This is a genomic window from Calyptranema fuscum S582 (assembly GCF_055793305.1).
This window is the reverse complement of the sequence record NZ_JBSLYH010000008.1, coordinates 148,982-163,065: the sequence shown is the minus strand read 5'-3', so window position 1 is coordinate 163,065 and position 14,084 is coordinate 148,982. Positions and strand designations below refer to the sequence as shown.

The 14,084-nt window shown below is 49.1% G+C and carries 8 protein-coding genes; 4 read left to right on the top strand and 4 right to left on the bottom strand.

What is annotated here, in order from left to right; translation table 11 throughout:
- Window positions 1-523 precede the first annotated feature (523 nt).
- From ACR6Z4_RS08110 to ACR6Z4_RS08100, 3 genes are all read left to right on the top strand, one after another.
- On the top strand, window positions 524-4,159 hold the full coding sequence (locus ACR6Z4_RS08110; RefSeq protein WP_479716737.1) for a PAS domain-containing protein: 3,636 nt from the start codon (window positions 524-526) through the stop codon (window positions 4,157-4,159).
- On the top strand, window positions 4,156-5,643 hold the full coding sequence (locus ACR6Z4_RS08105) for an adenylate/guanylate cyclase domain-containing protein (RefSeq protein ID WP_479716736.1): 1,488 nt from the start codon (window positions 4,156-4,158) through the stop codon (window positions 5,641-5,643). The genes ACR6Z4_RS08110 and ACR6Z4_RS08105 overlap by 4 nt, the downstream gene beginning before the upstream one ends.
- Window positions 5,644-5,740: 97 nt before the next feature.
- The gene (locus tag ACR6Z4_RS08100) at window positions 5,741-6,820 is read left to right on the top strand and encodes a diguanylate cyclase domain-containing protein (RefSeq protein WP_479716735.1); all 1,080 of its coding nucleotides are present in this window, start codon (window positions 5,741-5,743) and stop codon (window positions 6,818-6,820) included.
- On the opposite strand, the gene ACR6Z4_RS08095 is transcribed toward ACR6Z4_RS08100, so the two are convergent.
- Both ACR6Z4_RS08095 and ACR6Z4_RS08090 read right to left on the bottom strand, forming a co-directional pair.
- On the bottom strand, window positions 6,780-7,202 hold the full coding sequence (locus tag ACR6Z4_RS08095; protein WP_479716734.1) for a CoA-binding protein: 423 nt from the start codon (window positions 7,200-7,202) through the stop codon (window positions 6,780-6,782). The genes ACR6Z4_RS08100 and ACR6Z4_RS08095 overlap by 41 nt on opposite strands.
- Before the next feature lie 2 nt (window positions 7,203-7,204).
- Window positions 7,205-8,284 carry a pentapeptide repeat-containing protein gene (locus ACR6Z4_RS08090; RefSeq protein WP_479716733.1) on the bottom strand — a complete coding sequence of 360 codons (1,080 nt, stop codon included), beginning with the start codon at window positions 8,282-8,284 and terminating at the stop codon, window positions 7,205-7,207.
- A gap of 377 nt (window positions 8,285-8,661) precedes the next feature.
- Between ACR6Z4_RS08090 and ACR6Z4_RS08085 the strand changes: the two genes are divergently transcribed.
- The gene (locus ACR6Z4_RS08085) at window positions 8,662-9,486 is read left to right on the top strand and encodes a hypothetical protein (protein ID WP_479716732.1); all 825 of its coding nucleotides are present in this window, start codon (window positions 8,662-8,664) and stop codon (window positions 9,484-9,486) included.
- Here the strand turns inward: ACR6Z4_RS08085 and ACR6Z4_RS08080 are convergent.
- Complete coding sequence (locus tag ACR6Z4_RS08080) at window positions 9,461-10,627, bottom strand: extracellular solute-binding protein (protein WP_479716731.1); 1,167 nt, start codon at window positions 10,625-10,627, stop codon at window positions 9,461-9,463. The two genes, ACR6Z4_RS08085 and ACR6Z4_RS08080, sit on opposite strands and share 26 nt — an antisense overlap.
- Window positions 10,628-11,166: 539 nt before the next feature.
- Complete coding sequence (locus ACR6Z4_RS08075; RefSeq protein ID WP_479716730.1) at window positions 11,167-13,512, bottom strand: amylo-alpha-1,6-glucosidase; 2,346 nt, start codon at window positions 13,510-13,512, stop codon at window positions 11,167-11,169.
- Window positions 13,513-14,084: the final 572 nt, after the last annotated feature.

Sequence of the window (14,084 nt, the reverse complement as noted above, 5' to 3'; positions counted from 1 at the left end):
TCGACTGACCCCTGAGACATTGCCTCACTACTAAGGAATGGGAATTAAATAACTCCGATGATTTGTTGTACGGGCGAACGGCCGTTCGCCCCTCCACACGATCCAATAGTCGATTGATTTGCTGTAGGGGCGAACGGCTGTTCGCCCTTCCACACGATCCAATAGTCGATCTTGTTTAATCCACGATTCTAAGTGCATGGGGCTGATCCATGTGTGATCCTGATGCTGGCTGTAGACTTTGAGTTGTAGTTATAGTTTGACCAGAAGCTTGAGTCTGAGGGATAACTCACCAGGGGCTGTCCTCTATCCGGGGTCTATGAGACTCCGCTGGCAGGTGGAGTTTTTCTCGCAGAAAAGCCAAAATATAAATGTTTGATCCGACTTATGAAAGGCAGTGTGTCAGGTGAAATTGAGGGGTAGACACAAAATCCAATGGAGCCTTTGCCTGACTCAACACCCGATCTAGAACCTGATCTAAAACATTACCCAATGACCAACCCATTCAGCGTCTCAGCTATCTTTCATGCCGACTCTAGCTAGTCAGACTGCCAAATCTTCTCGCCTGATCCCACTTTCCCTTGTGTGGGTCGCACCCCTGTGTATTCAGGTAGTTGTAGCGATGGGGGCGTTTGCTTATGCGTGGATGGTGAACTCTGGAGCCGAGGTGCGATCGCCAGGGTTGAGTCAATGGGCGATCGCTTCTAGTTTTCTCGTCACGTCTCTCATCACTGTGGCAGTGGCATGGTTGACTAGCCAGCGCCTACGCCGTTCTCTGGTAGCACTGACAACCGCCAGCCAGACCGCTGATTCTCATCCACTAGATACTCCTCGTCTGGCAGGAGGGATACGAGAATTAGCAACTCTGTCAACTACAATTGCTGAGATGGTGCAGGATGTGCATCAGGCACGCCAACAAACGGCTGAGATGCGGGCGTTTTTTGCCGCCATGCCCGACCTGATTTTTGTGTTTGATCAGGATGGACGGCATCTCAAAATTCCTGCCTTACAAACAGAGTTACTCTATCGATCTAAAGACGAACGCATTGGTAAAACGCTACACGAAGTTTTTCCTCGGGCGATCGCCGATCAATTTCTGGGGTATATCCAGCAAGCACTGACGACGCAACAAACCGTCCGTGCTGAATATAAGCTGGCGATCGATGGCAAAGACGTGTGGTCGGATGCCCGTATTGCCCCGATTGACCACCATTCGGTGGTCTGGATTACGACGAACATTACCGATCGCAAACAAGCTGAAACGGCATTACGCAATAGCGAAGCCACTAACCGTGCCCTGCTGGCATCCATCCCCGATTTGATGGTGCGGATGAATGGTAAAGGCATGATTTTAAGCCAGCTCAATCGGGGCAACGTCAAACTGTTTAAAACCGATGACGAAGCCGTGGGCAACAATGTCTATGACTTGTTGCCCTTTGATCTGGCTCAACAACGCATGGAATATGTGTTGAAAGCCTTAAAGACAGGTGATTTACAGGTTTATGAATTTCAGATTGTGGTCGCCGACGAAATTCGCTATGAAGAAGCCCGGATCACGCGGATTAACGACGATGAAGTCTTGCTGATGGTGCGCGATATTAGCAAGCAACATGCTGCACTCAGGGAACGGGAACGAGCAGAAATTGCCTTAGAACGTGCTCTGAGTCAGGCACTGTTACTCAGACAAATTACTGAAGAAATCCGGTCTACTCTCAACAGTCAGTCCGTGTTCAAAACGGCGTCTACCCAGATTGGTCAAGCGTTTTTGGTCAATCGCTGTATCATTCGCATTTATGAGCCTGAGCCAATCCCCAAACTGCATTGGGTAGCAGAATATGATGACCCCGATCATTCCTGTCTGGCGGATATCGAGATTCCGGTAGAAGGCAATGCTTACACGATCAAGGCGTTGACCCAAGACAAAGGGTTAGCGGCTCCCAATATCTACACCGATCCGCTTTTGCAATCTGCCATTCCGATTCTGCGACAGATCGAACTGAAGTCTGTGTTAGTAGTGCGCACCTCTTATCAAGGACAGCCCAATGGTCTGATTGCGTTGCATCAATGTGATCACTTTCGCCAGTGGACGAGTGATGAGATTGAATTTTTAGAAAAAATTGCGGTTCAGGTTGGTATTGCGATCGCCCAGGCTAGATTGCTCGAACAAGAACACCAGCAGCGGCAAGCCCTCGATCGGCAAAACCTGCAACTGCAAACAGAAATTGAAGAACGCCAGCGGATCGAGCAAGAACTGCAAAAAGCCAATGCTGAAATGGGCGCACTGTTTGCGGCGATGGATGATCTGGTGCTGGTGATCGATCGCGACGGACATTTTCTTAAAATTCCGGCTTCTAACTCCAAAGTCAACCGGGTTCCGGACGACCAACGGCTGGGGCATACCCAACACGACTTGTTTCCCAAAGAGACAGCTGATCTGTTTTTGGGTTATATCCGAACCTGTCTTGAAACCCAGCAGACGCTCAATGTTGAGTATCGACTGATGTTTGACGGCTATGAAACCTGGTCGAATGCCAGCGTCTCTCCGGTCGATGCTGAAACGGTCATTTGGGTAGCACGCGACATTACCCAACGCAAACAAGTCGAACACGAACTCAAACAAGCCAAAGAAGCAGCCGAAGCCGCTAACCGTGCCAAGAGTACCTTTTTGGCAAACATGAGCCACGAGTTAAGAACTCCTCTGAATGCGATCTTAGGGTTTTCTCAGTTGTTAGCTCGCAGCCCCGATTTTCCGGCGAGTCAGCAAGAAAATATGGCAATTATCAGCCGCAGTGGAGAGCATCTCCTGAGACTGATTAACGATATTTTAGACATGTCTAAAATCGAGGCCGGCAAAGTTACCTTAAACGAAGAAATCTTTGATTTGCAAAATCTCTTGAGCAATCTGGAGGAGATGTTTCAGCTCCAGGCTCACAACAAAGATCTGACCTTAGTGATTCGGCAAGATGCGGCAGTGCCGCAATTTATCGAAGCAGATTCGGGCAAACTGCGCCAGGTTTTGATCAATCTTCTGAGTAATGCCATCAAGTTCACCCAAACCGGCAATGTGACGGTACTCGTCAGCCTCAAAGAAGGGGGCATCAGTCAGTGGAATCGAGCGGTGAAACCGCCCACCGTGGCAACCAGTCCGGCACTGCTGCAACCTGCCCTTGCGCCTGTATCCCCTGCTCCCGCTTATACCTTGCAGTTTGAAGTGGCTGATACGGGACCGGGTATCACTTCCGAAGAACTCAACGTTTTATTTGAACCGTTTGTGCAAACCGAAAGTGGACGGCAATCTAGACAGGGCACAGGGCTGGGTTTGCCGATTAGCCGTAAGTTTGTCCGCCTGATGGGTGGGGATCTGACCGTTCGTAGCCGACCGGGTGTGGGCAGTTGCTTTTCGTTTGAGTTGCCGCTAAAGCAAGGGCAAATGGTAGAAAAGCCAGACGAACCTGACACACAGCCGATAATTGGGCTTGCACCCGACCAACCCGCCTATCGCATCCTCATCGTGGATGATGTTAAGATAAACTGCCAACTCGTCACAAAAATACTAAAACCGATTGGTTTTGACGTGCAAGAGGCTAGAAATGGAGCAGAGGCGATAGCTCTTTGGCAGTCTTGGCAGCCTCATCTGATTTGGATGGATATGCGAATGCCCGTGATGGATGGATATGAAGCCACTCAAAAGATTCGTGCTCTGGAAGCGCCGCACCCCACCACGGTGATCATTGCTCTCACCGCAGGTGCGTTTGATGAGGATCAAGCAAACATTCTGGCGTGTGGTTGCAACGATTTAGTGCATAAACCCTTCAAAAAACAAGACTTACTCGACAAAATTGAGACCCATTTAGGGGTGCAATACCTCAGGGGTGAAACCCTGCAACCCAAGTCGCTCAATTCGCTTGATAGTTTTAGCGATAGAGGATTTCCCCAATCTTCCACGGGTCGTCAGTTAAAGCCGACCGATCTAACGCCCATGCCCCAGGTCTGGTTAAGAAAGCTCCATCAGGCATCATCTCAAGCTGATATTCAAAGAGTTCTTGAATTAGTTCAAGATATTCCTGAGCAGCAAACAATTCTAAGAAGTTTGCTAATGGATTTGATTAACGATTTTCGCTTAGACGTCATCATGGATACAACACAGCAAACTCTGGAATGAACAACCATCAAATCGATAGCCAATTGACAGAGCGACAGGGCGATATCTTAATTGTGGATGATACGCCTAATAATCTTCGTCTTCTTTCTAATCTGCTAACAGAGAAGGGCTATCAGATCCGGGCAGCCATCAATGGACGCATGGCACTGACTGCCATTCAGGCTGCCCAACCAGAGCTGATTTTGCTGGATATTTGTATGCCAGAAATGGATGGCTTTGAAGTGTGCAAAACCCTCAAAGCAAATCCTCAAACCTGCGAAATTCCAATTATTTTTATTAGCGCTTTAGATGAAGTATTTGATAAGGTGAAAGCGTTTGAAATTGGTGGCGTTGACTACATTACCAAACCCTTTCATGTAGCTGAAGTGTTAGTGCGGGTTAAAATTCACCTTAGTTTGCGGCGCTTACAACAGCAACAACAACAACAGAACTTACAACTGCAACAAGAAATTTACGAGCGCAAACAGGCGGAAGAAAAATATCGGAGTGTTCTGGAAAATGCGATCGAAGGGTTTTTTCAAACCTCTGCCGATGGTCGGTATCTGGCGGCAAATCCGGCTCTGGCTAAAATGTATGGCTATGACTCAGTTGCCGAGTTTCTTGAGCATATCCATAATGTCAATCAAATCTACAGTCGTCCAAAACGCCGCGAAGAACTGAATGTGTATCTGAATCAGCATGGACAGGCGATCGATTTTGAATCGCAAGTAAATCGCAAAGACGGGCAAAAAATTTGGATTTCAGAAAACATTCGGGTGGTTAAAGATCCAGATGGGCAACTGCTGTATTACGAAGGCATGGTGCAAGACATTACCGAACGGAGACATGCCGAAGCAGAGCTGTATCGTCAACGCCAGGAAACAGAGCGGTTGTTGCTCAGCATTCTGCCGCAGTCTATTGCAGAACGATTAAAACGAAAACAGGCAACTATTGCCGACAGTTTTGAGTCAGTTACCGTATTGTTTGCTGATATTGTCGATTTCACACGACTTTCAACTCGCATTGCACCTTCTAGCTTAGTTGACCTGCTGAATCGAATTTTTTCTGAGTTTGACCGTTTGGCTGAGTTTTATGGTCTAGAAAAAATTAAAACGATGGGAGATGAGTACATGCTGGCGGGTGGGTTGCCCATGCCCTGTGCCAATCACGCCGAGCTGGTCGCGGATATGGCATTAGCCATGCAACACAGTATTACCGAGTTTTATTCAGATTTGGGGTCATCTTTCCAACTGCGGATTGGCATTAATACAGGACCTGTTGTTGCAGGGGTCATTGGCACGAAGAAGTTTACCTATGATCTCTGGGGAGAAACTGTGAATCTGGCAAGTCGGATGCAGACGCAGGGTGTACCGGGAAGCATTCAGGTTGCAGCAGCTACCTATCAACAACTCAAGCATCTCTATCTGTTTGAAGAACGCGGGGTGCTGGATGTGAAAGGATTTGGTGAAATGTCTACCTATTGGCTTAAACAAAAAAAGAACTAAGGATCGTGGATTTAATAAACCTCAATTCTTGGGTAGGGGCGTACGGCCGTACGCCCCTACAGAGAATCTGACTTCTGTGCTCTACAGCAGTTATTCGATGCAATTTACCGTTGCTGAGCCATACAAAATGAATACTAAACCCATGACAACTCAACGTCGCCATATTTTGGTTGTTGATGATATTCCCGCTAACGTACAGTGCCTGGTCAAGCTGTTGAGCAAAAATGGATATGATGTACGGGCAGAGCTAAGTGGTCAAATGGCATTGGCTGCGGTGCGTGAGGTAATGCCAGAGCTGATTTTGTTAGATGCTCGTATGCCGGGAATGAGTGGCTATGAAGTTTGTAAGGTGCTCAAGGCGGATCCGAAAACCCGTGAAATTCCAATTATTTTTCTTAGTTCTTTAGATGAAGTGTTAGATAAAGTTAAAGCCTTTGAAATGGGTGCCGTAGACTACATTACCAAACCCTTTCACTTTGCTGAACTATTGGCACGGGTGCAAACCCATTTGATGCTGCGGCGTTTACAACAACAATTACAAGAGCAAAATGAACACCTGCAACGGGAAGTGCGCGATCGCCTTGCGGCTGAAACAGCGTTGCAATTTGCCAATCAAGAATTAAAACGGCTGGCACATTTAGATGGGCTGACCCATGTTGCCAATCGGCGTTGTTTTGATCAGCGGCTTGATGAGGAATGGCATCGGCTATCGCGGGAAGCTCAACCTCTGTCGTTGATTTTGTGTGATGTGGATTATTTCAAGCTGTATAACGACCACTACGGTCATCAATCCGGGGATACTTGCTTGCGGCAAATTGCCGAGGCGATTAATCGAAACATCCGTCGGGCTGCGGATCTGCTTGCTCGCTATGGGGGCGAAGAATTTGTAATTATTTTGCCGAATACGGCTTTGCGCGGTGCCGTTTATGTAACGGAGTTAATTCGGGCAGAAATTGCTACGCTCAAAATCCCCCATCTCGCATCCCATGTTTGCGATTGGGTCACAGTCAGCATGGGGATTGCCAGTGCTATTCCATCCCCGGATCTATCGCCTAAGCGGTTGATTGATGCGGCTGATCAGGCGTTGTATGAAGCTAAATTTAAGGGGCGCGATCGCTATGCTGTACACGATCTATTTACGGTCGCGAGATCATCAGTCGCAGATACTCTACCTTGATGCAAACATCCATGGCGATATTTAAACCGGCTGCCAGTGCATGCGCTGCTGCTTCGGGATGGACAATTCCCAATTGCGCCCAGACTGTTTTGGCATGAATGGCGATCGCCTCTTCGACAATGTCAGGAAGATAGTCTGCACGACGAAACACATTGACAATATCAATCGGTTGCGGCAGTTGTTGTAGCGATGCATAACAACGCTCTCCATCAATCTGTTGAAGAATTGGATTGACCGGGTAGACTATATAACCAGCCTGCCGTAAAAACTGAGCAATTTGATAACTATCACGGTGGGGTTTATGAGAATGCCCCACAACGGCGATCGTTTTAGCGCTGGATAGCACTTGCCGCATAGCAGCCACATCCTGATTTAGATTCATCTTTAATTGGCACAATCACGATTCATGACTGATTCATTGGGCAGGGTGGTATTGCACAATATAGCTGCACTTAAGTTGGATCTAGACACTACAGCCCCCGTTAAATTTGCTCCTTGCAGATTGGTTCCTTGCAACTCCGCATGGCTGAGATTTGCCCCAATCAGATTAGCGCGACGCAGATTGGTCTGATTCAAAATTGCCCGATTGAGTGCGGCTCCTTCCAGGTTTGCTCTCAGTAAATTGGCGTTACTCAAATTTGCCCGACGTAAATCGGCTCCACTCAAATTGACATCGCCCAAATAAATGCCACTCAGATTTGCTCTAAACAGCTTGGCTCTAGAAAGATTGGCACTGCTCAAATTTGATTCACTCAAGTCCGTATTGCTCAAATCTGCTTCTCTCAAATTTGCTCTGGGCAAATTAACGCGAAACAAATTGGCACCGACCAGACTGGCAGCGGTCAAATCGGCATCACCCAGGTCAGCTCGTCGTAGATCTGTTTTATCTAAATCGGCACCGCTGAGGTTAGCATCGCTGAGGTTGGCATCGCTGAGGTTGGCATTACTTAAGTCGGCATTACTCAGATCGGCGCGAATCATATTTACCCCCGTCACGTTTGCCTGATAGAGTCTGGCATACCGCAGATCGGCATCGCCTAAATAGGCGCGGCGCAGATCAATTTCGCGCAGGTTGGCTTTGTTAAGACTGACGCCACTGAGAATAGAATCGCTGAGGTGGGCACCATTGAGGTCTGCGCCGGTCAAAATGCTATCGTTCAGAATCGCGCCGCGAAGATTAGCATTTCGCAGATTTGCCCCACTCAAGTTGGCATTTCTCAAACTCACTTCATCTAATCTGGCGTCTTCTAGATCGGCATTTCGCAGATCGACTCCATCTAGATCGCACCGTTGACATTCTTTTGTCTCTAACAGTTGCCTGACCCGTTCAGCGCGATTTGCTTGCTCTGACAAAATGAAATTGACTAAAACGGCAAGCGCACTGAGAAAGACAACAATCGTTACAACTGCTCTGACATCTCTCTTATCTATAGTCTGGAGGCGACTATTTAAGCTGCGTAACATCGTGTGGTTCCAGTAGACTTATTCAACAGCAATGCGATCGCGTGTGTTGCTATGGTTGAGATAGGTGCAACCCTTAGTGTAACGTGCGATGTCATCGGAGATGCCATTTGCTGAGGATCGTGGATTTATTTATTGTTGAAAGCGCGGCGTCGCCGCGCTTCCAACCATAAACGTCCGGGGTGTATTTAATTTGTGATCCTGACCGGAAACTCTACATCCGGGTATATCCGTCTAATCGCTAGGGGGCGTGTTAGAACTAGGGTGAAGGGTTTGGGTGACGCTGGCGCAGTCAGCCGTACCAACCAATCTCTATAGTTCTGGAGCCTGACCGGGGTGGGGTTACACCGTTTGATCGTTAGTTTGGCAGGATCACAGGTATGAAACCGTGGCGTTATCTAGTTTCTGGAACCGTCGTTTTGATGGGGCTCGCCGTTAATCTAGTCGTCAGTCCAACGGCGATCGCCCTGAGCCAGGAAGCTTTGCGGCTGCTGAGTATGCCATTGGATGGGCAGCTGTTGCAACCTGATACCGTTCCTGCGGATGACTCCATTATTACCTCGGAGATGATCTCGCAAACGGAGTTAACGATTCCCAGTCTCTGGTGGTCGCGGCAACAATTTGGCACCAAGATGGTAGAAGACTGGTTTGCCTATCCTTCGCCCGATGCCGCTCTGCGTCGAATTGATTTGATCATCAGCCAGCCTGTGTGGAATGCATCAAGCTATGTGCAACGGTATGCGTTTGTGAATCATTTCGGCACAGCCGCTCAAGACTATGGGTTTAATATTCGCTTTTTTAATCGCCAACAAGAATTATTAGCGGCTTACATTTGCGAACCAACGGCGATCGCCGATGCTAATCAGCCCTCAGAATCGTCTGTCGAAACGGCACAGTCTGATCAATCTGATGCGACCCACGCCGATGTCAAAGCGATCGCTAAATCAACTGTCTCGGAACCGAACGTTTCTGAGTCGGGATCTTCTGAGTCGGGATCTTTTGAATCGGGATTTTCCCAATCCCCGTGGGTAACCAAAACGACAGAGGCTGTTTCTGAAGCAACAAGCCCTGAAGCACCCGCTACCGAGGTGGCGGGCACGCCTCAAGCCAATGAGGCTGAAGCAAGCTGTGATGTTTTTCTATCCTCAGAAGGGGCTGGCGCACTGGATGGTGGCTCGTCTAACCCGTTTTCTGTCGGACCGTAACCCAGAGGTCCTGGTAAGATTGGGCGATCGCTACGGTTAAGGGATCAAGAAACTCAGAGTGTTTGATATCCGGCAGCAGCAGATTATTTGCTTGCAGAGAGGAGGGCAGTTCGCTGCGATCGAGACCTGTCAGAATTGGGGATGCCCCCGACCCCAAAATTGTTTGTTGAAACGCAGTTTCTTTTTGCCAGCAAAAATCAATCCATTGCCCTGCCCATTGGCTGGCATCTGCCAGCTGAGTAGAATTGCTGTCTGTTGAAGGCGATGTTGCGCTGGCAGGACGCGCCCACAAATCTGCCCACAGCATGGTGCCCGATGCAGGCACGACAGCGTTGTAATGATGATTGTTTTTAATCATCGGTAGGATGTCGCCTGACCAACCGACGGCAACCCAGGTATCTCCCACTAATAACGGTTGCAGATAGGCATCAGAGCTATAGAATTTGACCTGTTGATTGAGGGTTTTGAGGTCGGTTTCTAGCTGTTTATATTTAGGATCGGTTGGTGCCAGACCGGTTAAGTCTTCGTTGAGCGATCGCCCCAGTTTTTTTAACACCAATCCAATAACGGTTCTGGGATCATCCAGCAGCGATAGCCGTTGGGCTAATTCGGGTCGCCATAAATCTGCCCAATCTGAAGGCACCCAGCCCAATGACTTAAATTCTTCCACCCGATATACGATCATCAGCGTGCCCCAACGATAGGGGGCTGCCCAGACTTGACCGGCAGCATCTCGTTCGCCCTGATCATTGCGGCGCACCAGATCTTGCCACGGTTGCGGCAGATTTTGCCACTGGCTTAACTCGCTCAGGGCGAGCGGTTGGATCAGCTGCTGCTGAATGGCGGTAGTCAGCCAATAGTCTCCCAGGGTGACTAAGTCTGCCACGGGATGTTTGGATTTTTCTCCTTGCTTCCAGGTTTGCAGTCGCTTAAACAACTCTGCCAGTTGCGGGGTGGGGTCTAAATTTAACTGAGCTTGCTTAGCAATGTGACGTTCGAACGCCTGAAACAATTGGATCGGCATTGAACCTTCTAAAAAACTAAGGCGCAGGGCATTTTGTCCTGATCCTTTGCAGCCTGATAAAAATTGGCTGAGGGTTAAGGCTCCTGCCCCCACCAGTAGCGATCGCCGATTGATCATGGTTCAGGGTATCTACAACAAACGTCTGAGGGTATTTCTGAAGGATCGCAAGTTGATGGCTCTACGCAGTCCAGTTAGGAAGACATCAGAGGGGTGGGGGCACCGCCCCCACGCAGGGGGGAAACCCCTGCACCCCGTCCCAGCCCTAATGTGTACCGCGATAAGAAACTCCAGAAGCTTACCAAACTATAGCAATTCTCAATGGCGTGACGTACACGGTATTGTATGACGTTGAGAGAGAGCCGCGCAGAGCGCGGCTCTCTCTCAATAACCGTAATCTATCCAGTCGCGAAGCGCTACCAATAGTGGGGTTTATTCAATCCTCCATCCTGAGTAGATCGCCCCATAAGGACGATTCAATAATGCTGTGTAGGGTCGTGGGAGATGATTGGGAGCGATCGCAACGCGATCGCTCCCAATCATCTCAATGGCATCTAGTACACCAACTTAAAAGTTTTAGAGGGGGTGGAGGGGGTAAAACCCCCTCTTGGGGGCGCAGCCCCCAAACCCCCATGTTGCAAAATTTCGTGTCTGAAACACTAGGCTTCAATCACTACACGCAGGTTGCCGCGTTTTTTGACGACTCGGCAAGCCGTTGTCGTTGCCGATCGCTCATCGATGGGTGAGGCTTCTCGGACAAATTCAAGGTTTAAGAGGGTCTGACCCACCTTAAGATTTTGCAACGATAGGCATTGGATCGAGTAGGGCAACGCTGGATCAATGATGCGGAGACAGTTACCGGGGGCATCGGGCACCAGATTGACCATCATCTTGAGCAACTGAAAGATCGTTCCCGTTGCCCATGCCTGGGGCGAACAGGCGACCGGGTAGCGTACCGGACTTTCATCGCTGGTGCGTTCGTAGCCGCAAAATAGTTCTGGTGGGCGTTGGTAAGGTTGTTGCAGGGTCATGTCAATCAACCCTTGTGACAATTCCAATGCCTGATCGACTAAACCGAGCGATCGCAAGCCCAGCGCAATCAGACTATTGTCATGGTGCCAGACCGATCCGGTATGATACCCCATCGGGTTGTAAGCCGGAGACAGGCTGCTCAGCGTCCGAATTCCCCAGCCATTAAACATATCGGGAGCTTGCAGACGTTCGGCAACACTCCGCGCTTTTTCGGGATGGAGAATGCCCAGACTTAAGCAATGACCGGGGTTAGACGAGATACTATCGACGGGTTTGCCATCGCCATCGAGCGCCAGAGCGCAGTAGTCTTCATCGGGTAGCCAAAAGTCGCGGTTAAAGCGGCTTTTTAGCTCTCTGGCTTCATCTTGCCAGCGATCTGCCAGGTCAATGCGTTTTTTCAGACGAGCCAGTTCGCTCATACGGACTTTGGCAGCGTAAACATAGGCTTGCACTTCACACAGAGCGATCGCGCCCGAAGCCAGTTCGCCTTTGCGATTGACAATGCAATCTTCAGAATCTTTCCAACCCTGGTTGGCTAAGCCTCGTTTAGACAGCCGATAATATGACAGATAGCCGGTCTCTTTACATTTGCGATCGACCCATGCCATCGCTGCCAGAGCATTATCCCAGAGCTTATCGAGGGTTTCCTGGTCGTGTGTCCAGGCATAATATTCGGCATAGAGCATCAGCCATAGTGGTGTCGCATCGACGGTACCGTAGTAAGGCGTATGGGGCACCTCCTGGCAACGCGCCATCTCACCCAGACGCAGTTCGTGCAAAATTTTGCCCGGTTCTTCGTCGCGCCACTCATCTTCTACCTTGCCCTGATATTGTGCCAGGGTGGTCAAGGTTTCTCGGGCGATCGTGGGATCGAGGATAAGGGTTTGGGAGGCTGCAATAATTGAGTCGCGCCCAAATAGGGTCGAAAACCAGGGCACCCCGGCCGACAGCACTTTACTTTTGCCAAAGCCTTGTCGTAACAGGTAAATATCTTGTTCTGCCTGCTCAATCACCTTATTAAAAACGTGATTATCGGTGCGAATGGAGGTGACAGACGATCGCCATTCTTGCTCTTCCATTAACTCTGCGGCTTTGGCTTGCAGCAGCGTCGAAGGTGCATTGACGTTAGAGGTTGGGCGACCGTTGGTATAGGGTTGCAGGCGATAGCCTAACTGCCGAGTTTCATGCGGATCGAGTTCTAAATACCAGACGGCTGTGTAGCCTTTGAAGGTGCTGGGAAGCTGGTGATAGAACTGAATGCGCGATTCCATCAGCGAGCTGTCTAAGCCCTGATAGGCAAGGGTTAAAAATGCCGGATCCAGGGGAGAGGGTTCTGCCAGAAAAGACTCATCCAATCGCACGGGCTGAGGATCAAAGGTCTCAACATTTGGTAGACTTTGGGCACTATCAGGATTGCTGTCAGCGTTAGCTGGCTTGGGTTCGGGCACCAATCGCAAAATGCGCCCGCGTTTATCTCGCTTGGAGCCACGCACTTCAAACAGATCGGCAAAGTCTGCATCAAAGCTGATGCTCAATTCAAATGTGACTGGGGTCGTTCCATAGTTGGTGATCGTCAGCTCTTCAAATAAAGCGCCGTTGATCACGATTTCCCGTTGGATACCAATCGTTTCAGCTTTGATGCGATCGCCTATTCTGGGGTTGGAACACAACACAGACAGGGCAAATCCCTTTTTGGCATCACTGCTCAACAAAATGGGCGATCGCCCTTCAATTTGCAGCTCTAATCGGCTCAAAAACCGAGTATCGCGGCAAAATAGACCCAGGCTATCGTTTACCGCGTTTTCGTGGCAACCGGAAATGTTGCCCAAATTATCGGTAATCAAAAACAAATCATCGTCTTTCAGGGTGAGAGTGGGTTGCGATCGCTCAGTCGTGACACAAGCCCACTCTAGTATTGGAGCCTGTTCGGCAGAGACAAACGATCGACCGTCTAGTTCTAAAAGTTCTGGCATTGCGAGTTCAATGAATTAGACGCTATTGAGATGTGGACTAACCGCTTTCAGCAGAATATTTAGGATTGTGAATTAAATCCGATTGATGATTAAATTGTTTGCAGGGACAAACGGACGTTCGCCCGTACAACCAGTCATCGACGGTATTTAATTCCCTTTCCTGAGTAAATAGCTCATCGGGATTTGCACGCCAATATTATCCCCCTGCGTAAGATGGGTTAAGCGTTAGCCGCACCACAGGTATTTTATTGTCAGGCAAGTCCCCAATAGCTGTTCAGAAGATGGTTAGGATCGTGGATTTAATAAAACCGAATTCTTTCGTAGGATGTGTTAGCGCAGCGTAACGCATCGACTCTAGGGATTGTGATGCGTTACGGCGATCGCCTAACCCATCCTACAAAAACCGATCTTATTTAATTCTTATTCCTTAGAACAGAGTCGGTTGAGAGATGAGACACGTGATCGAGCAGCATAGTGGCTTCTCGTTTGAGATGTGTGTACACGGTAGCTGTTTAAGGGAGGGACTGGCTCTAAAGTCTCTCTTCTTTCTAGCACAGCGGTGCGATCGCATG

Bases quoted from the DNA above. Each gene is read 5' to 3' on its own strand.
- ACR6Z4_RS08110 (WP_479716737.1), top strand. From the start codon at position 524: ATGCCGACTCTAGCTAGTCAGACTGCCAAATCTTCTCGCCTGATCCCA.
- ACR6Z4_RS08105 (WP_479716736.1), top strand. From the start codon at position 4,156: ATGAACAACCATCAAATCGATAGCCAATTGACAGAGCGACAGGGCGAT.
- ACR6Z4_RS08100 (WP_479716735.1), top strand. From the start codon at position 5,741: ATGCAATTTACCGTTGCTGAGCCATACAAAATGAATACTAAACCCATG.
- ACR6Z4_RS08095 (WP_479716734.1), bottom strand. From the start codon at position 7,202: ATGAATCTAAATCAGGATGTGGCTGCTATGCGGCAAGTGCTATCCAGC.
- ACR6Z4_RS08090 (WP_479716733.1), bottom strand. From the start codon at position 8,284: ATGTTACGCAGCTTAAATAGTCGCCTCCAGACTATAGATAAGAGAGAT.
- ACR6Z4_RS08085 (WP_479716732.1), top strand. From the start codon at position 8,662: ATGAAACCGTGGCGTTATCTAGTTTCTGGAACCGTCGTTTTGATGGGG.
- ACR6Z4_RS08080 (WP_479716731.1), bottom strand. From the start codon at position 10,627: ATGATCAATCGGCGATCGCTACTGGTGGGGGCAGGAGCCTTAACCCTC.
- ACR6Z4_RS08075 (WP_479716730.1), bottom strand. From the start codon at position 13,512: ATGCCAGAACTTTTAGAACTAGACGGTCGATCGTTTGTCTCTGCCGAA.